Origin of the sequence: Hyalangium ruber (assembly GCF_034259325.1) — a bacterium.
Taxonomy (GTDB): Bacteria; Myxococcota; Myxococcia; order Myxococcales; family Myxococcaceae; genus Hyalangium_A; species Hyalangium_A rubrum.
The window spans coordinates 793372-815194 of sequence record NZ_JAXIVS010000001.1 but is presented as its reverse complement, the minus strand read 5'-3'; the positions used below and the strand labels follow the sequence as shown (position 1 = coordinate 815194).

Genomic DNA, 21823 nt, shown 5'->3' with positions numbered 1-21823 from the left:
CCCAAGGCAGGAAGAACGCGGAGATAGGGCCAGGGGATTCCACCGGTCAACCCAGAATTGGCACAGCGCTAAGAGAGTGCTGATCAGGGGAGCAGGCCCTAGATGTAGTACTCCCTCAGCAGTCTAACGGACACAAGGCTCGTGCATACGGCTAGGATGCCGCCTGTCTGTGCTAATGCTCTAGCAGGTGGGACACGGATTGTCCTACTTACCAAGTTGTCCCATTCTGGCCGCGCGTTCTATAGGCCGGACATAAGCTCTGCTCTCCAGCTTCCTGTTCGACGGGAGTACCACGCGGATTTGACCGACGCGCAGTGGAAATTGGTCGAGCCCTTCGTGCGCGGCAACTCTATCGGTCCACAGCTAATGGTGTATTCGCGGTGCGACGTGGTCAATACCCTGCTCTACGGCTCGCGCACCGGCGTGCAGTGGCGTTACCTGCCGGACGACTCTCCCGACTGGCAGAGCGTGTACTCCTACTTCCGGCCATGGAAGAAGGACGGCACGCTCAAACTCATCCACGGGGTGCTGCGCCGCGCGTCGCGCGTCTGGCCCAGCAGCCTGCTAGGGTCATAGCTCAAGCCAAGCGCTGGGTAGTGGAGCGCACTTTCAGGGGGTTGAGCTCTGAGGCATCCCCTCAAATGACCCCGAAGGCTTGGCGGAAAAGAGGCTGCTGGCTGAGGAGTTGAGCGAATCGCTCGATGAGAGGGCGCAGGCGGTGCTCGGGCATGTTGGGGATGGCTTGGTAGTACATGCCGCCTTGGCGAAACAGTGAGTAGGTGCGACGCTTGTCGGTGTTGGCCTTGAGCTGGCGCGACTCTCACCGGCAGCGCCCAGCAGCGTCAGCAGCGCACAAGCCAAGGCACTGAGCAGCAGCAGTCTGTCCCTGCGCTCAGGCGCTGCGATGCGCACCTGGGACAGTCCCATGCCGAACCTCAGGTCCTTGATGTCCCGGAAGCTCTCCTCGATGGTGAATCTACGGCTGTAGAGCGCCACCAATTCGGCCGCCGAGGCCAAGTGCAGGCTGCTGGCCAGACACCAAGGCTCCTTCATGCCCTTCTTCTTCACGCACACCACCGTGCCCACCTGCGTGCAGTCCGCAGTGACGAGGGCCTGCGGCAGTTTGCGCAGGTGGCCGGCCTTGGGCACCCAGTCTGCCGCCGTGCGCCGCGCGCCCTTGTCGTTGGTGACGGTAATGCACTGACGGAAACGCACCACGTACTCGAAGCCCACCTGTCCCAGTAGGGCGTAGAGCTTCTGGTCGGCGAAGCCTCGGTCCGCCACCAGCGTCACCTTCACCTCGGCGGGGATGGCTTCGCGCAGCCTGAGCACCACGGCGTCTTCCACCTCGTTGCGCAGGCCCCTGAGGGTGGATTTCTGCACGCTCAGCCACACGTAGCATGAGCAGCCTCAGGCAGATTGGCTGGCCGCGTGACCATGGGCATCAACTGTGCTATATGGCACAGTACTGACAGATCCAAATAGGCAGGGGGGCCATGAACCGAATTGTGATCACTCGTGGATACAAACGAGGGTTAAGCGCGGCGAGCCGATATGTCGCCTTCATTTGGGTATTGACATCTGCAGTAGCAGGAGGGCAGGCCCACCCAATTGAATTGGCTGACACGACTCAATCATGTAATAAGTGCCCAACCGTTGCGGTTTCAGATTGGAAAATTGATCTATCGTCTAAGCAAAGCACGGTAACGATTGTCACGGCCAGAGACCCGGTCGACCACAAGCCAGTGGGTTTGGTAATGGCTCCAATCAACTCGTCCGTGGAGTCCGACCTCCTTGGAAGGATTGAACAATCCGGCTGGAATGCCCTCGTGCTCAAGTACCGGTTTGATGCTGTTGGCGGCGGCACTGGACGGTGTGAAACACGCATAACAACAACTGCTCCTCCTAAGATAGAGATCGCCTCCTTTCTTGCCTGGAACTGCCCGGACCCTGAAACGAGGGATAAAGCAATATGCTGGCTTGTGCCCCGATTTCCCGAAGATTTTGTATCAAAGATAGTCAAGGGCTTTACCTACTCAATTGCCGATAGAATTAAATTCTCCATACTTGCCAAGCCCAAGGATAAAGTTCTTGATCCGATAGTCTTCATGCCGCTTGAGTTGGACCCGCCCTCGGACCTTACGAATCCAACACCTAAGGGCTGTGTGGCCAATGGTCGAAATGCCATAGAGGAAGGGATTCAAAACGCAGGGAGACTGCGCTTCCCGTCTCTTCGCGGAACGGCGCTAAGAGTCGCACACCCAGAGTGTCCAGCACTTGGTTCAGTGATGTTCAAATCAGAACTCGCCAAAGACATATACACCATTCCAAGAAAGTCCGCTCAAATTGGTGTTATCGCCTGGAAAGGCACGGGGGAGACGACGATCTCCGCGTCTCATGTCCAGCCCATCTCCCTTTACGCGTCTGATGAGAGCTTCGAGTCCTTTACATTCACCAGCACACTTGGACTGAAGTCACTCAACGTGGACGTCATAGAGGAACCGATGTCGTTCCAGCCTGATGGGGCCGCCAACTCCCTCGTCGTTCATTTCGTCGGCATATCTCCCCAGAGAGACGAAGTAGACGGCGCCTGGAGTTTCATTCCGACTGAACGGGACCACAACGTTGGAATTATTGCAAGACAGGACGATATATTTCAGGAGAAGACATTCGACGAGCAAGAACTGGCGACATGCAAAACAGACCGCACCTGGGCCTACTTTCGAGTTTGCACCAACAGTGCCGGTACGTGCTGCAATCCAACCTCTGTGTTTTTGGCTATCTGCAGGAAGGAAGGCGCGGCTCCTGAATTTTACCCTAGCAAGACTCCTCCTTCCTGGAGCGTTCTACAGCAAGGAAAAGCCTCAAGCGCGGTTGATCGTTGCGACTACGCCGAGTCCGAACCAGATGAGCGCCGCATTCCCAAGAACCGAGTGTGGCTCAAAGTAGCCGAGCAACAATTAGGAAATAAGAGGCGCATCATCTTGGCCTCTGAGTCAGCCCAAGCAACGATCTCACCCGAACAACCTTTTGCTCAGAAGGGGCATTGAATATGAGGGCAGTAGATATGCGAATGGTTACTGCACTAAGCGTGCTCGTCGTAACAACCGCCATGGCACAAACCACTGAGTCCGAGCTCCCTCTTCCCGAGGGTGTCGACCGATTGTGCAGAAAGAAAGGCAACGGAGCAGAGGCTGAGTGCAAAAACGAGCTTGCGCCAATTGTGGAAGTGCGCAGCCTTTCTGCCATGCCAATCTCTCTGCTTATCATTAGAGAAGGCGGCGAAACCCGAATTAGCCCAGCCGCCGGGCTTGAGGTTGGATCTGTATGGTTTACGCCCTTCAGGCCAAGCATCAGTCTGATAGGTAAGGTCGATGATACTCGAATCTATGCACCAAAAACAGGCTTCACCTTGGCTGTCGTGGGATCTGCTGGCGCATTAATTCAGAACGACGAAAAGGAACGCCAACTGACGATTGCCGACCAAGAGATCTCCACCAAGGACACTGCCACAGCGGCATTCTTCAATGTGTCAATTGGCATTCTCGCGGAATGGACATGGAAAGGCGGAGGGCATCTCAATCACGTGGCATTGGGCCTATTAGGTCGCTACGGCTACCTTTTGTCTACACTCGAAAACCGTCCCCAAGTCACTTGGGGGCCGGCTTTGGTCATCGAGCGATGAACATGTAAACAGCTCGCCGCGCCCTGTCCTGACACTGGGCTGACAGGGACAAGGCGCAGGGGCTGAGCAGTGATTTGAATATGTTTCTGCGGAAACGTCACTATGGCCGATTTTGATGGCGTCGAATTCACTACGCCGTAGAGCGAAGTGGGAGCAGTGCTTGAGCACCAACGCCAGGTGCCTCCGCCTAATCCCGGGCCTGATTCAAGGTCCGGAGTTACGGAGCGCATAAGGCGAGTGAGGTCGGGTGCTTGCGCCGCCGAGGTAGTGTCCTGCTGGTGAGCGAGCGTTGCAGGCTGCCGTTCTGAGCGCGCTGGAGGTGTCGTACTCACCGCACGGCGCCTCATTGCCTTCGTGCTCCCGCTCCTATCCTGCTCTGCTCACGTCATCGCAAACGGCCGATTTTGGATCAGGCTTGGGGTAGACGGCGCGGAATGGCAAGCGCACAAGGAGGGGCCAAGCCATGTGCAGCACAGTGCTTGGCGCCATGTGCAGCGATCCTCATGCAGCAATGGCTCATCGCAGCGAATCCACACGATGTAAGGGCGAGCCATGTAGCCGGGGCAAGCCCAATCGCCACACCCGGCACCGAGCTCAACCAACTCGTGACCGTCGGCAAGCCGCGATAGAGAGGCTCGATGCACCCGCGCTTCTTTGAACTGTACGACGATGTCTCTGCCCCGGGGCGCTGGCACCTGGGCAGCCCTACGTCCATGCAGGGCGAAGAGGTGGAAGACTGGCAGTTCACCGATGGGAAGCTGCTTCACATCGAAGGGCGGCTGAAGGTTCCCGTGGAGCATGAGGGCCGGCCCCTGGACTTCTCCGAGACGAACCTGAAGATCCCGGTCGTCCATGTCCGGGTGGCCACCGTGTTCGCGGAGCTTGCCCCCGATGACGTGCAGCTCATCCCCGTGGACATCGAGGGCCAACCGGACCAGTACCTCATCCTGGTGGCCACGCGTCGCGTCCGCTGCATCGATGAAAAGGCGTCCAGAGTGCGGCTCTGGACGCCCGAGGATGGAGTGCCTCACAAGGTCGGGCAGTACCGAGACGTCCGGGACCTGCACATCGACAAGGCTCGGGTCGGGACGACCAAGGTGTTCCGCCCCGAGGGCTGGCTGGGCACCTTGATCATCTCCGAGGACATCAAGGGCGCCCTCGAACGGATGGGCGCCACGGGCGTGAAGTTCGAAGAGGTGTAGGGCAGGGGGCTCAGTACGTCGAGCCCAGGCGACCGAAGTCCTTGAGCGCCTTCGCCTTCGAGCGCTTCACCGCCGAGTTCACCTGCTCGGAGCTCTCCGCCTTCTCGTACTCCTCATATGCCGCCTGCTGCTCGGCCATGTCCGCCGCCACCGCCGGCGCTCCCGCCACCGACGCCGCCTCGTTGAACATCTCCTGGTTCAGCTGGATGAACTGCCGCGCCTCTTCCTTGCGCCCACCCTTCAGCGCCTCCGCCGCCTTCTGGAGATTGGCCGCGCTCCGCGCTCGCACCGCGTACACCGTCGCGTCCTTGTCCTGCCGCGCCAGCACCTCCTCCCGGCGGTCCGTCACCATCGCCGACAGGCTCGCCGCGCTCTCCACCGTCCCATCCTTCATCAGGTCCGTGTACGTCAGCTTCAACCCCGTCACGTTCACCGCTTGGCCCACCGCCCCGCCCGTCACCGTCACCCGCGCCACCACCCGCTCCGTCTGTCCCGCCGAGAAGTCAGGCATCGGCACCCGGACCAGCCGCCCCGCCTGGTGCGCCCGGTACCCCAGCACCTCTCCCAGCGTCACCCCCGCCGGCAGCTCGAACGACAGCTCCACGTTGCGCGCCACCTGCGTCGTCGCCTGCTGCAAGTCCTTCTGGAAGATCGTCGCCAGCTTCCCCGCATCCTCCAGGAAGCCGTACGCCCCCGCCCCGTACTCCCCGAACGCCTGCATCAGGTCCTCGTTGAAGTCCGTCCCCACGCCGATGGAGCTCACCGTCACTCCCTCCGCCCGGATGTCCTTCACCACCCGCTTCAGGCTCTCCTCGTCCGTCACCCCCTCCGTCGGCTGCCCGTCGCTGATCAGGATGATGCGGTTGACCTGGTACGCACGCCGCGCGCTGTTCACCTGGTGCTGTCCCGTCGTCAGCCCCGCGCTGATGTTCGTGCCCCCCTCGTCCCAGATGCCCTCGATGTACTCCAGCATCCGCGCCCGGTTCGACGCCGTCGCCGCCATGCTCGGCAGGCTCTTCACATCCGAGCCGTAGTGGACGATCGCCAGCCGATCCTCGTCCCGCAGCAGCCCCACCAGGTGCCGCGCCGCCTGCTTCGCCTGCTGCAGCTTGTAGCCGCTCATCGAGCCCGACCGGTCAATCACCAGCGCCAGGTTCACCGCGCTGCGTCGCGAGCCCGGCACCTCCGCCCCCGTCACGTCCACCGTGACGAACAGATCCGTGCTGCCCGGGTTGATGTAGGGGTGCGACAGCCGGCTCGTCATCGCCAGCGAGCCATGCGAGGTGCTCGCCGGCGGCTGTGGCGGCAGAGGCGGCTGCGGCGGGGGAGGGGGTGTGGGGACCGGGGTGGCGATGTGGACCGCCGGCGGCCCTGGGGGCGCCACGCGCGGCATGCCCAACACCAGGGCCACCAGCGCGAGTGCTCCGGCCAGGGCCAGGAAGGTGAACGTCTTGTTCATGGCAGGGCTCCTTGAAATCCAGCAGGCCCTGCTAGGACGAACGACGCGCTAAAAAGGTCTAAACGGGCCGCGGGCCCGAGTTTCTCAGCCCTCCGGCAGCGTGGCCAGACCGCCGGCGCAGAAGTACGGAGAATTGTTGTCCCCGAACGTGGCCCGGTACGCCGCCGGGTCCTCCGCGCGCAGCCGCTCCAGCGAGGCCTGGTCCAGCAGCAGCGAGCGGCACTCCATGCGCGCGCGCAATTCCTCCGGAGCGCTCGGCTCCGTCACCTCGCACGCCGTCGCGTCCGCGCCCTCGATGCAGGCCTGGCTGCAGTAGCCCAGGGCCACCGCGTTCTGATCCGGGTTGCGCGGGAAGTCCGCGTCTCGCACGCAGATCAGCTCCACGCAGGACGTCGAGCCGAAGGAGATGAAGTCCTGCCGCGGCGCCACATCCGACTCCAGCACCGGCACCGACAAGATCCCCTGATCCAGCTCCTCTTGAGTGGGCTTCTTCACCAACACGCACTCCTTGCCCAGCTCGGAGGTGACGCTGCACCCGCTGGCCAGCAAGGCGGCGCTCAGGAAGATGACCAGACGCGGAGACATGTCGCATGCACCTCGGGGAAGAGCTGGCGGTGGGCCCGGAAAGCTAGCACACCGGTTCGTCCTGCCAACTCACTCTTGCGGAAGGTGCCCGGAGTGGAATTGTGAAGGAATACCGCAGGGATAGATGCGCAGCAGGCAAGTGCGGATTGGTTGACGGGTAGCGGCGGAGGGCAGATAGGATGCCCTGGCCGTCGACACTCCCGAATACTCGCGAACAGCAGCTCGCCCGCCACCCTACGGAGCCTCCGGAAGTGAATCGCCCTCAGGCTATTTTGCTCGCGCTGTGCCTCTGGCCCGCGCTGGCGCTCGCCCAGACCGACCCAGGAATGGGGCTGGATCTCTCAGAAGACGCCAACAAGACCGAGGAGGAGCAGACGGAAGCTCCTGCCGAGGAGACGGCGCCGCCTCCTGCCCTCTCGACCCCCGCCGCTCCGGCCCCCGAGCCCGAGCCCGTGGTGCCCACGGACATCACTCAGGAGGACCGCGTCAAGAGCGTGCAGCGCAAGGTGTACCTCAAGGCGCGCCGCTTCGAGCTCACCCCCATGGTGAGCTTCTCCATCAATGATCCGTACTACTCCAAGTTCGGCGCCTCGGTGCGCGGCGCCTACTACTTCGCCGACACCCTCTCGGTGGCCGCCCGCGTGTCCGTCATGCAGGTGCTGCCCTCGGATGACGTGAACATCGCCAAGCGCGCCTTCCAGAGCCGCATCTTCCACTCGGTGCCCCAGTGGACCGCGATGGGCGATGTGGAGTGGAGCCCGCTCTACGGCAAGGTGGCCTTCCTCAACTCCATCCTCCACTTTGACGGCTACCTGCTGGGCGGCTTGGGCGCGGTGCGGACGGAGACCTCGGCGCTGCCCAATCGCGGCCTCAACGTGGGCGCTGACCTTGGCCTGGGAATGCGCTTCGTGGCCAAGGACTTCCTGGCCGTCAACGTGGCCCTCATCAACACCTCGTACGTGGATCAGCCCCTGGGTACCAGCAAGGGCGCCATCCAGAACGTCATGACCATCAATGCCGGCATCTCGCTGTTCTTCCCGCTGTCGTCCACGGGACGGGAGGCCGAGTGATGCGCTCCCTCCGACTGATCGCGGCCCTGTGGCTTGCTCCCATGGCGGCGCTGGCCCAGACGGCGCCCGCGCCGGCTCCCGCCTCCGACCCCAAGCCCGCTCCGGCGCCCGCTTCCTCCTCCTCCTCGGAGACCGAGGCGGGTGACGTGTCCGAAGTGGACAAGGACCGGGTGGGCCCGCTGCGCGAGCGCATCCGCCCCGTCTCCGGCCACCTGTTCCTCAAGAAGGGCCGTTTCGAGTTCAGCCCCTCGGCCACCGTGACGCTGCGCGATGCCTTCTTCCGCAAGTACATCTTCGGCGGCACCGTCACCTACCACCCCGCGGAGACGCTGGGCATCAGCCTGCGCGCTGGCTACTCGCTGCCCACGGTGTCCGGCTCGGCGCAGATCTGCAGGTTCGACAACGGCACCGACGGCGACGTGCAGCGCGGCTGCCGCTCGCCTACCTTCGAGCAGCTCGATGGCTCCGCTCCCGGTCAGCTCACCCTGATGGGCGGCTTGGATGTGCAGTGGGCCCCCATCTACGGGAAGATCTCCCTGCTGGCCGAGAGCTTCGCCCACTTCGATCTGTACGGCGTCGGCGGCGTCTCGATGGTGCAGTACAAGGGCCCGCCCGAGAACCCCGCCTCGAGCAGCACCTCGTACACGGCGGTGGGCGGCAACGTCGGCATCGGCCTGCGCTTCTTCCTCAACCGCCACATGACGCTGCGCACGGAGGTGAGGGACCTCATCTACGTGGAGAAGGCCGTGCTGCCGGCCACCACCCTGCGCAACCAGCTGATGTTCGAGCTGGGCTTCTCCTTCTTCTTCCCCACCGCCCTTCCCGAGTCATGATCCGCTCTCTCCGACTGCTCCGCTTCGCGCTCCTCGGGCTCGCGCTGACCTGGGCCATGCCGGCCCCTGCCCAGAGCTTCGAAGGCCTCGATCTGCCTGGCTCTTCGAAGAAGAAGAAGAAGAAGGCCACCCCCAAGAAGAAGAAGACCGCCAAGGGCAAGAAGGGCACGCCCCCGCCGGAGGAGGAGGAGGAGACTCCCGCGGAGAGCTCGCCCCTGGCGACTCCGCCCGCGGCGCCGACGACCACCCCGCCCGCGGCGCCGGCCGGCTCCGGCACCGAGGCGCCCACGCCGTCGCCCGCCGCGCCGCCGGCCGCCGCGCCCGCCGCGGAAGAGCAGGGTGGGCTGGGGTTGGACCTCTCCGGTGACACCAACAAGGGCACCGCGCCGACGATGAGCTTCGATGCGGTGGACGTGTCGGGCAAGACGGCCGACCGCCAGCGCCTGGATGTGGCCATCTCGTTCTTCAAGAACGATGAGTACGAGCAGTCCTCGATGGTCGCCTACGAGATCATCAAGGATCCGAAGCTGGCGGCGCTCCACACCGAGGCCCGCTACGTGGTGGCCAAGGCCCTGTACCGCATGGGCCTGTACCACTCGTCGCTCGGCGAGTTCTCGAAGATCCTCGCCGAAGGTCCGCAGACCAAGTACTTCAAGACCAGCCTCGAGTGGCTCTTCTTCATCAGCCGCAAGACGAAGAACGAGACGGTGATCCTCGATGAGATTGCCCGCTACGCCAACTACGAGTTCCCCGAGAAGTTCCGCAACGAGTTCCGCTACCTGCTGGCGCGCTACCACTTCGTGCGTGGCCGGGCGCTGGATCAGGTGGGCCAGGTGGACGCCGCGGACAAGAGCTTCGAGGAAGTGAAGCGCCTGACGCTGCAGATTCCGCGCACCGACATCTTCTACCCGCGCGCCAAGTACCTCGAGGGCCTGTCGTACTTCCGCAATGGCAGCAAGAACAAGACAGCGGACCAGCGGCGCGGCGACACCAGCATGGTGGCCTCCATCGAGGCGATGAAGGAAGTGGTTCGCCTCACCCGGCCCGGGGGCGTGAAGACGGCGGAGCAGGTGCAGCTCGATCAGTCGCTGCGTGAGCTGGCCTTCATGCAGCTGGCGCGCACGCACTACGGCATGCAGCAGAACCGCTACGCGATCTTCTACTTCAACAAGATCGAGCGCGGCACCAACCAGTGGCTCGAGTCGATGTTCGAGGGCAGCTGGGCCAACTACCGCGTGGGCCAGTACGAGCAGGCGCTGGGCAACCTCATCACCCTGTCCTCGCCCTTCTTCCGCGAGGAGTACTTCCCCGAGGCGCTCATCCTCAAGGCGGTCATCTATTACGAGAACTGCCGCTACCGCGAGTCCTCCCTCATCCTCCAGGACTTCGAGCGCACCTATCTGCCGGTTCACGAGCAGCTGGAACTGCTGGTGAAGAAGGAGATGGACGCCAGCGAGTACTACAGCGTGCTCGCCGAGGTGCAGAAGAAGAACAAGGAGGGGCAGGCGAAGAACGGCACCGACATCATCCTCGAGCGCATCCTCCGCCTGGCGTTGACGGATCAGGACCTGAAGAAGACCAACGACTCCATCCTCGAGCTGGAGTCGGAGATGGATGCCTTCGCGGAGAAGGGCGACACCTTCAAGTACTCCGAGCTCACCAAGGAGCTGCTGGAGGGCCTGAAGGTCCAGCGCACCGGCCTCATCGAGAAGGCGGGCATCATGTCCAAGGGCAAGCTGGAGACGGAGCTCCTGGCGCTCAAGCAGCTGCTGGCCAACGGTCTGCGCATCAAGTTCGAGACGACGACCAAGGAGAAGGAGTTCCTCGAGGAGCAGCTCAAGGCGGGTGGACGCACGGCGATCGTCAAGAAGTACCGCTACTCGGTGGCGGTGGCGGACGATCAGCTCTACTGGCCTTACGAGGGTGAGTACTGGCGAGACGAGCTGGGCACCTACCAGTACACGCTCACCAAGGGCTGCATCGAGCGTGACTCGGCCAACCGCAACGTCGAGACGGCGAGCGAGTAAGCGGGGGGTAATGGAGGAGGTTCCCGGGCGACGCGCCTCGCTGCGCGTCGTCTTTGGCATCGTCGCGCTGGACCTCATCGGGTTCGGCATCCTCATCCCGCAGCTGGGTGTGTACGGGGTGAAGTTCGGGGCCTCGCCGTTCACGGCGGGGCTCCTGGTCTCCGTGTTTTCGCTGATGCAGTTGGTGTTCGCCCCCGTGCTGGGCCGGCTGTCGGACCGCTATGGCCGGCGGCCCGTGCTGCTGCTGAGCCTCACGGGCTCCATGGCGGCCTACCTGCTCTTCGCCTTCGCCCACTCGCTGCCGCTGTTGTTCCTGGCGCGCATCATCGACGGCATGTCCGGGGGCAACATCTCCACCGCGCAGGCCTACGTGGCCGACGTCACCCGCCCGGAGGAGCGCGCCCGGGGCATGGGCCTCATTGGCGCCGCGTTCGGCCTGGGCTTCGTGCTGGGGCCGGCCATCGGCGGCTTCATGGGGGCCTGGGGTGGCAACCTCGCCATCGGCTTGTTCGCCGCGAGCCTGGCCGGGCTGAATCTGGTGCTCACCTTCCTGTTCCTGCCCGAGTCGCGTCGGGTGGACAGCCCCTCCGCCGCCTCCTCCCGCACCCTGCGCGGGGCCGCCCTGGCGCTGCGCATGCCCGTGGTGGGGCACTGCCTGCTGCTCATCCTCCTGTTCACCACCGCCTTCGCGCAGATGGAGGGCACCTTCTCGGTGTACCTGCTGTCGCGCTTCCTCTCCTCCGGGCCCGTGCCCATGGAGGGCGGCCTCTTCTTCCTCTCCGCCCAGGCCAGCCCCGAGGCGCTGGCCCAGGCCAGCCTGCGCACCGGGTGGCTGTTCGCCATGGTGGGCGTGCTGTCGGCCCTCATCCAGGGCGGGTTGATCCGCCGCCTGTTGCCCGCGCGGCGGCAGGAGGAGGGCAACCACCACCCGGGACGCGAGAGCGTGCTGGCCGTGGTGGGCTTCGGGGTGACGGCGCTGGGCCTGGGGCTGCTGCCCCTGGCGCCCTCCTACGGCTGGCTCTTCCCCGCCATGGGGCTGCTCGCGGTGGGCTCGGCCTTCGCCAACCCGGCCATGTCCGCCCTGGCCTCGCTGCACGCTCCGCCCGAGCGCCAGGGCGCGGTGTTGGGTACTTATCAGGCCTTCGGCTCGCTGGGCCGCATCCTCGGCCCCGCCCTGGGCGGGTGGCTCTTCACCGGCTTCGGGCCCGTGGCGCCCTATGGAACGGCCGCCGTGCTCATGGTGGCCGGCCTGGTGCTGGCCCTGTCGCTGGCCTCACGCATGCGATTGCCGGGCGCGAGCGTCGGCCAAAGCTCGTAAGATGGGTTCATGGCGGGCACGCGTGAGGAGATCCAGGACGTCACCATTGCCTTCGATGTGATGGGCAGCGACCACGGGCCCGCCGAGGTGGTGCGGGGCGCCGCGCAGCTCTCCCTCGAAGCACCCCACATCCACGCGCTGCTCGTCGGCGACCGCGAGCAGATCGACGCGGTGCTGGCCGACACCAAGCACCGCGCCGAGCGCATCTCCGTGCAGCACGCCACCGAGGTGGTGGGCATGGACGAGAAGCCCGGCGAGGCGCTGGCGCGAAAGAAGAACGCCTCGGTGGCGGTGGCCGCGCGACTGGTGGCCGAGGGCGAGGCCCACGCCCTGGTCTCCGCCGGCAACACCGGCGCGGGCGTGCTCGCGTGCGCGCGCCACTTCCAGCTCATCCCCGGCGTGCGCCGGGCCGCGCTGGCGGCCGTGTACCCGACGCGCGGCACTCGCGGCGAGAAGGAGGATCCGTTCTCGCTCATCCTCGACGTGGGGGCCACGGTGGAGGCCACCGCCGAGGACCTGGTCACCTTCGCCGTCATGGGCTCGGCGTACGCGCGCATCATCTCGCGCAACGAGCGCCCCAAGGTGGCGCTGCTCTCCAACGGCGTGGAGCCGCAGAAGGGCCCCCCGCGCGTGGTGGAGGCCCACACGCGCCTGTCCTCCATGGGAGGGCTCAACTTCGTCGGCAACGTGGAGGGCGTGGAGATCCCCAAGGGCACCGTGGACGTCATCGTCACCGACGGCTTCGTGGGCAACGTGTGCCTGAAGATGCTCGAGGGCGTCCACGAGACGGTGGTGGAGCTGGCCCGCTACGCCTACAAGGAGAAGCTGCGCTGGCGCGCCGGCCTGGCCATGCTCTCCAGCGGCATCCAGCGGATCAAAGACATCACCGACTGGGAGCAGTACGGCGGGGCCCCCATCCTCGGCTTCGACCGTATCTTCATCAAGGCGCACGGGCGCTCGAAGGCGCGCGCCATCACCAACGCGGGCAAGGTGGCCGCCAAGGCCGTGGCGCACCAGCTGGGCACGGCCATCCAGGAGGGCCTCGCGAAGTGAGCCTGCCGGACCGCATCGATCCCCGGCCTCCCAGGCGCATCTACCGGTGGGATCTCGACAAGACGTACCTGCGCACCGACTTCGACTCGTTCCGGGACCTGGTGCGCACCGCCTTCCAGAAGGCCCACGAGAAGGTGGCCGTGCCGGGCGCCAGCGCGCTCATCCGCGAGCTGGCGGCCAATGGCGACACCCGCCTGTGCATCGTCTCCGGCAGCCCCAAGCAGATGCGCGCCGTGCTGGAGGAGAAGCTCAAGCTCGACGGGGTGAAGTGGGACGAGTTCGTCCTCAAGGACAACGTGGGCAACCTGCTGCGCGGGCGCTTTCGGGCCCTGCGGGGACAAGTGGGCTACAAGCTGCCCGCCATCCTCGACAGCCGCCTGCGCGCCCCCGTCGAGGCCGAGGAGGTGCTCTTCGGAGACGACGCGGAGGCCGACGCCTTCATCTACTCGCTCTACGCGGATCTGATCGCCGGCCGCGTGGACGAGCGCGTGCTCACCCAGGTGCTGGAGGCCGGCGGCGTCTACCCGGATGACGCCGCGCGCGTGCATGCCACGTGGAAGCAGATCCCCGTGTCGGACCCCGTGCGCCGCATCTTCATCCACCTGGACAAGCTCACGCCGCCCGCGCACTTCGCCGCCTACGGCCCGCGCGTGGTGCCCGTCTTCAACTACTTCCAGGCCGCGCTGGTGCTGCTGGCCGACGGGCACCTCACCGCTCCCCAGGTCATCAAAATCGCCGTGGAGATGGTGCAGACGGCCGGCCACAACATCATCACCCTGTCCAACTCGTTCCAGGACCTCATCCGCCGGGGCCTGCCGCTGCAGCAGGCGGCGGTGGCGCTCTCGCAGGCGCTCGAGGGGCCCAACGGGCTGATTCAAGCCATCCGCCCCGTGCCCGACATCATCGCCGCGTTCACCAAGCGCCTGGCCGCGCTGGGCACGCCGCCGCCGCCGCCCAAGGTGCAGGCGGTGGACTATGTGTCCCTCATCTCCCACGCGCTGCCGCGCACCCATAAGGACCGCAAGAAGTAACCGCGGGCCGGGCGCGCTCCGTCTCATTCTCCACAGGTGGGGTTCCTCCCGCTTGGGGCTGGGATTGCTGGGTTGGCCCGGCTGGCACGGCTGTTGTTCAATGCGGGACTGAAAACCATTCCGATTGCCAGGGTACTGCGGGGGGCGGGGACTGGAATGGAGGAGCGCCGGTGCCATGACGATCCGGGGCAAGGTGCTGCTGTTCTCGGCCGTGGCGTTCGCGCTCACCGCGGTGATGGGGGTCGCGCTCATGCGAGGCACCAGCCTGGGCCGGCGCTTTCGGGATCTCTCGGCACAGGCCTATGAGCAGCGCTTCACCTTGAGTCAGCTGCGCGGCGAGTCCCTGGTGTATCTGGACGCCTTGCAGTTGGCGCAGGGGGCTGGGCGGGACACTCGCGCGCTTCGGGCCGCGCAGCTCCGGCGGATCGAGTCCCACTTCGCGCGCTTCCGCATCCTCGCCCAGCAGGAGGAGGCGCTGGAGGGGGTGAGCCGCGAGGAAGAGGAAGAGGAGTTCCAGGAGCTGGAGCAAGAGCTGCTCCTGTGGACCGAGCACTCCGAGGCGCGGTTCCGGCCGCTGCCCGTGCAGCTCGAGCCCCGGGAGAGCCAGCCGCGCGAGGCCATCGACGAGTTCGGCCGCCGCGTGGAGCCGCTGCTGGAGCGGGCGTTGGCGCGAGAGCAGGAGGAGGTCCGACGCCTGGTGCTCAGCTCCGAGCGCGTCGTTCGCTCCGGGCGGATCGCCGCGGTGGCCGTTCCCCTTATGTCCGTGGGGCTGATGTTCGCGTTGGCCTCGACCATTCTGGTGCCGTTGAACCGCCGGCTCCGCTCGCTGCTGGAGGGCGCCGAGCGCATCGGCCGGGGCGAGTTCAACTCCGCCCTGCCCGAGGGCACGCGCGACGAGCTCGGCACCCTGGCCCGGGGCTTCAACCAGATGGCGCGCGAGCTCGAGGCCTCGAATGCGCGGCTGGTGCAGTCGGCCCGCCTCGCCGCCCTGGGGCAGACGGTGGCCAGCGTGGGGCATGAGATCAACAACCCGCTGGCCTATGTCATCAACAACCTCGCCTACGCCCACGAGGAGGTGCGGCAGGGGCGCGAGCCCCGCTCCGAGCAGGAGCGGCAGGCCCTGCTGGAGGCGCTGGCGGATGCGCGCGAGGGGGCCGAGCGGGTGCGCTTCATCGTGCAGGATCTCAAGTCCGTCACCCGCACGGAGGACGCGGGCCACGGCGTGGCGGACGTGGCCGCGGTGGTGCGCACGGTGGCGAAGATGGCCGCCCACGAGCTGCGCGGCCGGGCCCGGCTCGTCTCGGACTGCGAGGGCGTGCCGCCCGTTCAGGGCAATGCCACCCGGTTGGCGCAGGTGTTCCTCAACCTGGTGGTCAACGCCGCCCACGCCATCGCCCCCGGCAGCCCCGAGCGGAACGAGATTCGCGTGGTGGCCCGGCTCAGCGCCCCCGGTCGCGTCACCGTGGACGTGCAGGACACCGGCGCCGGCATTCCTCCGGAGATCCTGGAGCGCATCTTCGAGCCCTTCTTCACCACCAAGCCGGTGGGGGAGGGCACCGGCCTGGGCCTGGCCGTGTGTCGCAACATCATCACCGCCATGGGCGGCACCCTCTCCGTGGAGAGCACGCCTGGCCACGGCACCACCTTCCGCCTCTCGTTGCCCACCGCCTCGGCGGACTGAGGCGCGAAAAGAAGAAGGCGCCGCACCGTTGCTTCCGGTGCGGCGCCTCCTGAACTTCAGGACTTCAGCCGAGCCTTAGCTGTTGCGGCGGCGGCGGCCGAGCAGGCCCATCGCCATCACCAGCAGCGGCAGCATGCCGCCCATGGCGCCGGCGCCAGCGCTGCAGCCGCTGCCGTCCTTGCCATCGACGCCGTCCTTGCCGTCCTTGCCATCCTTGCCGTCGATACCGTCGGCAGGCTCGGCAGGGTTGAACTTCACGCGCTGCACCTCGCTCCAGCCACCGAACAGCTCACCGTCCGTGGCACGCACGCGCCAGGAGTAGGTGTGGTTGTCCTCGAGGTTCTGGTCGCCCTCGCCGTCGGTGATGGTCGCCGAGGTGGTCTCGCCAGCGGCCTGGTCCACCACCACATCGCGCACCTTGGTGCCGAGGCCGGCGTCGGAGAACATCTGGAACTGGTACTTCACGTTGGTCAGGTCGCCCTTGTTGGCCACGTTGCGGGCCAGCAGGACGATCTCGGTGCCCTTGACCTCGTCACCGGAGAGCGGCCCAGCGGCCTCGGCGTTCTGCGGCAGGCGCGGCCCGCCGTTCTCGCTGAGGAACTCGGCCATGTTGCTCACGCCGTCGCCGTCCGTGTCGGCCAGCGAGTCGTCGATGCTCGGGTTCAGGCCGTGCTCCTGCTCCCAGCTGTCGGCGATGCCGTCGTTGTCGGTGTCCGTCCAGCGGGTGAGCAGGGTGATCTGCTTGCTGGCCGAAGCGCCGTCGTCGTCGGTGACGGTGACGGTGATGTTGTACGAGCGGCCGCTGCCATTGGCCTGGTTGCGGCGCGGGGTCCACAGGAGCAGACCGTCGGAGGTGACCGACAGGCCCTCGGGGGCGCCCGTCACGCTGTAGGTGAGCGTGTCGCTGCCCACATCGCTGCCCGCCAGACGCACGGCCAGCAGGCTGCCCGCCTCGACGTTGATGGACGCCGGGGTGTTCAGCGTGGGGGCCACGTTGGTGATGTTCACGTCCAGCTCGGTCTCGGAGTAGCCGTCCTCATCCAGCACGCGCACCTTGGCCTTGTGCGGGCCGTTGGGAGCGTTGTCGCGGTAGATGTTGAGCGCGATCGGCGTGGAGCTGGCGTAGTCGAACGCGCCGTCCCCGTCGAAGTCCCACAGGTAACCGGTGATGGGGTCGGCATCGGCCTGCTCGGCGCCGCTGACGGCGGAGAGGTCGAACGCCACCGCGGACGGCTCCATGCCGCCACCCGAGAGCACGCGGCTCTGGAGCGGGCTGAGCACGGGGTAGGCCTCGGCGATGTTCATGTCGAGCGCCTGCACCTGGGAGACGCTGCCGTCGGCGTCGACGATGCGCAGCGCGTACTTCAGCTCGCCCGCGTCACGCGCGAAGCGGGACAGGGTGATGGCGCCGTCGGTGGCGCGCTCCTCCTCCTCGTCCACGTCGAAGGTGGTGCCGTCGTAGTCGAAGTCCCACTGGATCTTCCAGGGCTTGGAGTTGTCACCGGGGTTGGTGAAGCTGGCGCTGAGGGCCAGCGTGCCACCCTCGACGAGCTCGGTGGTGCCCGCGATGCCGGTGAGCGAGGGGGCCAGGTCGGCCACCGTGACTTCCAGCGTCTGCACGTTGGTGCTCACCACGCCGTTGGCGTCCACCACGCGAGCGGCGACCGTGAAGGTGCCGTCGTTGGCGAAGCCGTGCGTGAGCGAGACGTTGCCCGGCTCGGAGGCGGTGCTGGTGGCGTCCGCGCTGAAGGTGGTGCCGTCGTAGTTGAGGTCCCACTCCACGCGCCACGGCGAGTCCAGGCCCGGGTCGGTGAAGGAGGTGGTCAGGGTGACGCCCTGCTTCTCGTTGGCCGGGCCGGAGACGGCCAGGGCACCGATGGTGGGGGGCACATCCTGGACGTTGATGATCTGCTTCTGCACGGTGGAGCGCACGCCGTTCTTGTCCTGCACGCGCACGGCCACGGTCACCTCGCCGCTGGCGCGGACGATGGCCGAGCCGGAGGCGGTGCCCTGGGAGGCGGCGTTCTGCTCGATGTCCGGGGTGAACCAGCCCGGGAAGTCGGTGTCGATCTGCACCTTCCAGGGGCCGTCGGTGTCACCGTCCGGATCGCTGAAGGTGGCCTCCACGTTCACCGTGTCACCCTCGGTGACGGTGGCGGGGCTGACGGCGATCGCCGTGACGACCGGGGCCTGGCTGGAAGCGGTCATGCTCCACAGGTAGGCGGTGTTGTTGGCCAGCGAGGGGGTGTTGTAGCTGTGCTGAACGGCGGCCGAGCTGCCGACCTGCACGCCCACGGTGGCGCTGGCGCCCTTGTCGAGCGAAGCGCTGCCGACCTCCACGTCCTGGTAGTTGTAGAGGATGTTGGGGCTGCCCTCGAAGAACACCATCTGGAAGCGCAGGGGGTTGGTGCCCGTGCGGGTGTCACGGTGGTGGACGTTGCGCCACTCGATGACCAGCTCGCGGGTGGGCGCCGTGCCCGTCACCGCCCAGAACACGTTCTCGGTGGTGGCGTTGGTGCCCGGGTAGAGGTCATCCCAGTGGATGGCGGCCAGCGTCTGCGAAGCCGCCTGCGGCAGCGCGGCGTTGGTCCAGCTGGGGCTGGCCGACGCGTCGAAGTTGACGAAGCCGTTCATGCCCACGCGCAGCGCGGTGAGGCCGGCGCCACCCGCGAACGGGATGGGGAAGGGCGAGGTGATGGTCGACACGGTGTCGTCGGTCTGCGCCAGGCTGGTGCCGGTGATCTCGCGCCAGACGTAGGGGACCGAGGACTTCACGTACGACTGCACCGCGTTGACGACGAGCGTGTCGCCGCCGGGGAAGGTCAGCGTGTGGCTGCCCGCGGTGCCCGGCTCGAAGTAGCCGGTGTACATGCCGTCGCCCGCGACCTCATCGCCGTACTGGCCGCTGTCGGTCAGGGTCACGGTCTCGCCGCTCGGGGCGACGGTGACCGTGGTGGTGCCCACGGGGTTGGCGCAGTTGACGTTGTAGGCAACCAGCTGCACCGGATCGTACACGCCCACGGACACGGTGTCCGCGATCGGGCGAGCGCGCGTGGCGAAGATCTGGTTGTTGCACGTCATCGAGCCCTTGCCGTCGGTGTCCGCGGCGCGCAGACGCTTACCGGTCAGGGTCTTGGTGGTGTAGGCAGTGCCCGTCACGCCACCGGCGAGCACCAGGTTCTTCAGCTGGCGCCAGTCGCGGCTGGGGTCCTGCGCCTTCAGCAGCGCCACCAGGCCGGACACGTGCGGCGTGGCCATGGAGGTGCCGTCGAAGAAGTCGTAGCCACCGGGGATGCTGCTGAGCACGTCGACGCCAGGAGCGGCGATGTGCACGGTGCGACGGCCGTAGCTGGAGAAGCTGGCCAGCGCGTTGCTCCGGTCATGCGCCGCCACGGCGATGACGTTGGAGACGAAGTAGCCGTTGGGGTAGGCCGTGGTGGTGTCGTTGTTGGCGCCCGCGTTGCCCGCCGCGGCGAGGAAGAGCATGCCGTCGTTGCGGTGCTCGATGATGCCGTCCAGCATCTCCTGGGAGAAGCCGCCGCCGCCCCACGAGTTGCTGGTGGCGATGATGTTGACGGGGTTGTTGGCCCGCGTCTTCATCTCGTGGACGTAGTCGAAGCAGGTGATGGCGTCGGCCAGAGAGCCGCTGCCGCCCGCGTCGAGGAACTTGCAGCCCATGATCTGGGCCGTCCAGTTCACGCCCGCCACGCCCACGCCGTTGTTGCCGTGGCCCGCGATGGTGCCCGAGCAGTGCGAGCCGTGGTCGTTGTCGTCCATCGGGTTACCAGTGCCGGTGATGGCATTGATACCGTGGATGTCGTCGACGTAGCCGTTGTTGTCGTCGTCGACGCCGTTGCCGGCGATCTCACCGGGGTTGGTCCACATGTTCGCCGCCAGATCCGGGTGGGTGTAGTCCACGCCGGTATCGATGACGGTGATGACGCCCGCGGTGCTGCTGCCGGTCGTGATGTCCCACGCCTCGGGGGCGTTGATGTCGGTGTCGGCCACGCCGCCCGACTGACCGGTGTTGTGCATGCCCCAGAGATCGCCCAGGCGGGCGTCGTTGGGCAGCGCGTTGGCATGGGGCGCGCCGACGATGCGGTAGACCCAGTTGGGCTCTACGCGCTCGACGTTCGGGTCCTTCATGTACGCGGAGAGGCCATCCTTCACGGACTCAACGTTCAGCTGGACGAGCTGGAGCTCGGGCTGATTGCGGTAGGTGCGGAGCACCCGGGCGCCAAGGCGCGCGTGCGTCAGGGACGCGGCCAGCGTGCCAGCGCCCTTCTTGAAGCGCACCAGGAACTGGCCCTGCTTGTACTCCGAGCCGTCCTCGGTACGCATCGTTCCCGCGGAGTCCAGCGCGCTGACCAGCTTCGTCGCGGCCGGGGTCTGCTCGGCGGGCTCTTCCTTCTTCGTGCAACCCTGCAACGCCAGGATCGGCCCAAGGACCAGTGCAGCGAAGGTCTTCCGGCCGGGGGCTGCCGGACGGGCGTTCGACTTCACCCAACTCTTCATTAACGGCTCCTGCTTTCTGCTGAGGATGGGAACTACCAGACAGAGGTTTTCTCGGCGGTACCCCTGCCCAACTGGATTACTGATTCAATAATCCAATGTAATTGAGTTCTGTTTAAGCAAAGTTGTCAATAGGACGTAGTTCTTCTTGTCCTGCGAGAATTTTCGCTTCTGGGGATGAGAACAGGGAAAAATTGGAAGCCCAGTGAAACACGTGCGTCACAGCAACTGTGCGGTCCTGGGATTCCCTATTGATTACGGGCAGGAGAAGAGCGCATCGATCGCGGCGGTGGCGGCGGCGACATCCACCGCGGAGGCACTCGCACTGGAAGACTGGGTCCTCAGCACCTCGGCTTGAGAGGCGTTGCGGGCGCGGGCCTCGCGGTCCAGGAAGGGCGCCAGGGTGTTGATGAAGGCCAGGCGCGTCTGCTGATCCTCCTCGGTGCCCTGGGGCAGCTGGGTGAAGCGCTGGCGGAGGACGAGGGCCACGCCGCGCAAGAGCGCGCGGTCGTACTGGGCCATGGCGCGGTTGCGCAGCTCCAGGTTGGAGGCGGCGCCCGTTTCGTTGTCCAGGTTGCGCCAGCAGCGCACCGCCAGCGCCGCGTCATAGGCGCGCTCGTGCGTGGCGGGCCCCACGTCGCGCACGATGGCGGCCAGGCCCACGGGCGTGCCGCGCGCGCTGCCACCCGTGTAGTAGGCCCAGGCGCTGTCGCAGTCCTGCGGCGCGCTGGTGCAGCTGTTCACCTCGGAGTAGGGCGAGATGTAGAAGAACCACAGCAGCGCCGCCTCGATGCGCGCGGCCTGCACGCGGGGCTGCTCGCCGTTGGCGCCCTTGGTGAAGGCGTCGTTGATGATGGGCAGCAGCTTGGACGGGCCCACGCAGCGGTCCGGCGCCGTCTCCGGCACGCCCGCGTCGCGGCACCGCCCGCCGTTGGGGGCCGCCGGGTAGTGGTAGTCCTCGCGGCGCTGCACGCGCGAGGCGATGCCCTCGGGCTGGGTGAACTTGTCCAGCGCCGTCACGAAGTTCTCCTTCGAGGGCGTCTGGCAGTCGCGCCACAGCAGCCCGGCGATCTCGTCGTACGCCGCCGAGCGCGCCACCGTGGAGATGTTCTGGTTGATGGGGTGGTAGGTGTTGTCATCCGAGATGCACGCGGCCCACGCATCCGTGGGGCCGTTGTTCACCTGCGGCTCGCGCGGCCGGTAGTCCGTGGCCGCCGGCTGGCAGCTCGCCACGTCCTCCGTGGTGACGGGGGTCGGCTTGCACTCGAAGGCCGGCGGGTTGACGGGCGGATCGATGGGATCCGACTCGTTGCAGGCGGACATCCACAGCGTCACCGCGGTCAGGCACAGAAGGCGCTTCTTCATGG

Annotated in this window: 16 protein-coding genes; 11 read left to right on the top strand and 5 right to left on the bottom strand. The window is 66.2% G+C overall.

The features are described from left to right. Positions 1-156: 156 nt before the first annotated feature. On the top strand, positions 157-576 hold the full coding sequence (locus SYV04_RS03305; protein WP_321544098.1) for a transposase: 420 nt from the start codon (positions 157-159) through the stop codon (positions 574-576). Between the two features lie 33 nt (positions 577-609). Here SYV04_RS03305 and SYV04_RS03300 read toward each other — a convergent pair whose 3' ends face one another. After that, positions 610-1395, bottom strand: coding sequence for a transposase (locus tag SYV04_RS03300; RefSeq protein ID WP_321544097.1), 786 nt, complete (start codon positions 1393-1395; stop codon positions 610-612). Positions 1396-1757: 362 nt separating this feature from the next. On the opposite strand from SYV04_RS03300, the gene SYV04_RS03295 reads away from it, so the two are divergent. From SYV04_RS03295 to SYV04_RS03285, 3 genes are all read left to right on the top strand, one after another. After that, positions 1758-3050, top strand: a complete 1293-nt coding sequence (locus SYV04_RS03295) for a hypothetical protein (RefSeq protein ID WP_321544096.1) — start codon at positions 1758-1760, stop codon at positions 3048-3050. A 17-nt stretch (positions 3051-3067) separates the two neighbouring features. Next, on the top strand, positions 3068-3685 hold the full coding sequence (locus tag SYV04_RS03290) for a hypothetical protein (protein WP_321544095.1): 618 nt from the start codon (positions 3068-3070) through the stop codon (positions 3683-3685). Between the two features lie 638 nt (positions 3686-4323). Further along, positions 4324-4887 carry an imm11 family protein gene (locus SYV04_RS03285; RefSeq protein WP_321544094.1) on the top strand — a complete coding sequence of 188 codons (564 nt, stop codon included), beginning with the start codon at positions 4324-4326 and terminating at the stop codon, positions 4885-4887. A gap of 10 nt (positions 4888-4897) precedes the next feature. On the opposite strand, the gene SYV04_RS03280 is transcribed toward SYV04_RS03285, so the two are convergent. Beyond that, complete coding sequence (locus SYV04_RS03280) at positions 4898-6346, bottom strand: vWA domain-containing protein (protein WP_321544093.1); 1449 nt, start codon at positions 6344-6346, stop codon at positions 4898-4900. 84 nt (positions 6347-6430) lie between these two features. Beyond that, complete coding sequence (gene cglC / locus SYV04_RS03275; protein WP_321544092.1) at positions 6431-6931, bottom strand: adventurous gliding motility lipoprotein CglC; 501 nt, start codon at positions 6929-6931, stop codon at positions 6431-6433. Positions 6932-7182: 251 nt separating this feature from the next. Between cglC and SYV04_RS03270 the strand changes: the two genes are divergently transcribed. The 7 genes from SYV04_RS03270 (at position 7183) to SYV04_RS03240 (ending at position 15944) form a co-directional block, all read left to right on the top strand. Next, positions 7183-8001, top strand: coding sequence for an outer membrane beta-barrel domain-containing protein (locus SYV04_RS03270; RefSeq protein WP_321544091.1), 819 nt, complete (start codon positions 7183-7185; stop codon positions 7999-8001). Continuing rightward, the gene (locus tag SYV04_RS03265; protein ID WP_321544090.1) at positions 8001-8834 is read left to right on the top strand and encodes an outer membrane beta-barrel domain-containing protein; all 834 of its coding nucleotides are present in this window, start codon (positions 8001-8003) and stop codon (positions 8832-8834) included. Before SYV04_RS03270 ends, SYV04_RS03265 begins: the two co-directional genes overlap by 1 nt. Next, the gene (gene gltC, locus SYV04_RS03260) at positions 8831-10861 is read left to right on the top strand and encodes an adventurous gliding motility protein GltC (protein ID WP_321544089.1); all 2031 of its coding nucleotides are present in this window, start codon (positions 8831-8833) and stop codon (positions 10859-10861) included. The genes SYV04_RS03265 and gltC overlap by 4 nt, the downstream gene beginning before the upstream one ends. Before the next feature lie 10 nt (positions 10862-10871). Continuing rightward, complete coding sequence (locus tag SYV04_RS03255; RefSeq protein WP_321544088.1) at positions 10872-12179, top strand: MFS transporter; 1308 nt, start codon at positions 10872-10874, stop codon at positions 12177-12179. A 9-nt stretch (positions 12180-12188) separates the two neighbouring features. Next, the gene (plsX, locus tag SYV04_RS03250) at positions 12189-13232 is read left to right on the top strand and encodes a phosphate acyltransferase PlsX (RefSeq protein WP_321544087.1); all 1044 of its coding nucleotides are present in this window, start codon (positions 12189-12191) and stop codon (positions 13230-13232) included. Then, on the top strand, positions 13229-14263 hold the full coding sequence (locus SYV04_RS03245) for a phosphatase domain-containing protein (RefSeq protein WP_321544086.1): 1035 nt from the start codon (positions 13229-13231) through the stop codon (positions 14261-14263). The genes plsX and SYV04_RS03245 overlap by 4 nt, the downstream gene beginning before the upstream one ends. A 175-nt stretch (positions 14264-14438) precedes the next feature. Further along, positions 14439-15944 (top strand): sensor histidine kinase, encoded by a 1506-nt coding sequence (locus SYV04_RS03240; protein ID WP_321544085.1) that lies wholly within the window; start codon positions 14439-14441, stop codon positions 15942-15944. Positions 15945-16019: 75 nt separating this feature from the next. On the opposite strand, the gene SYV04_RS03235 is transcribed toward SYV04_RS03240, so the two are convergent. After that, positions 16020-20459, bottom strand: a complete 4440-nt coding sequence (locus tag SYV04_RS03235; RefSeq protein WP_321544084.1) for a S8 family serine peptidase — start codon at positions 20457-20459, stop codon at positions 16020-16022. Between the two features lie 252 nt (positions 20460-20711). Continuing rightward, positions 20712-21821 (bottom strand): hypothetical protein, encoded by a 1110-nt coding sequence (locus SYV04_RS03230; RefSeq protein WP_321544083.1) that lies wholly within the window; start codon positions 21819-21821, stop codon positions 20712-20714. Positions 21822-21823 lie beyond the last annotated feature (2 nt).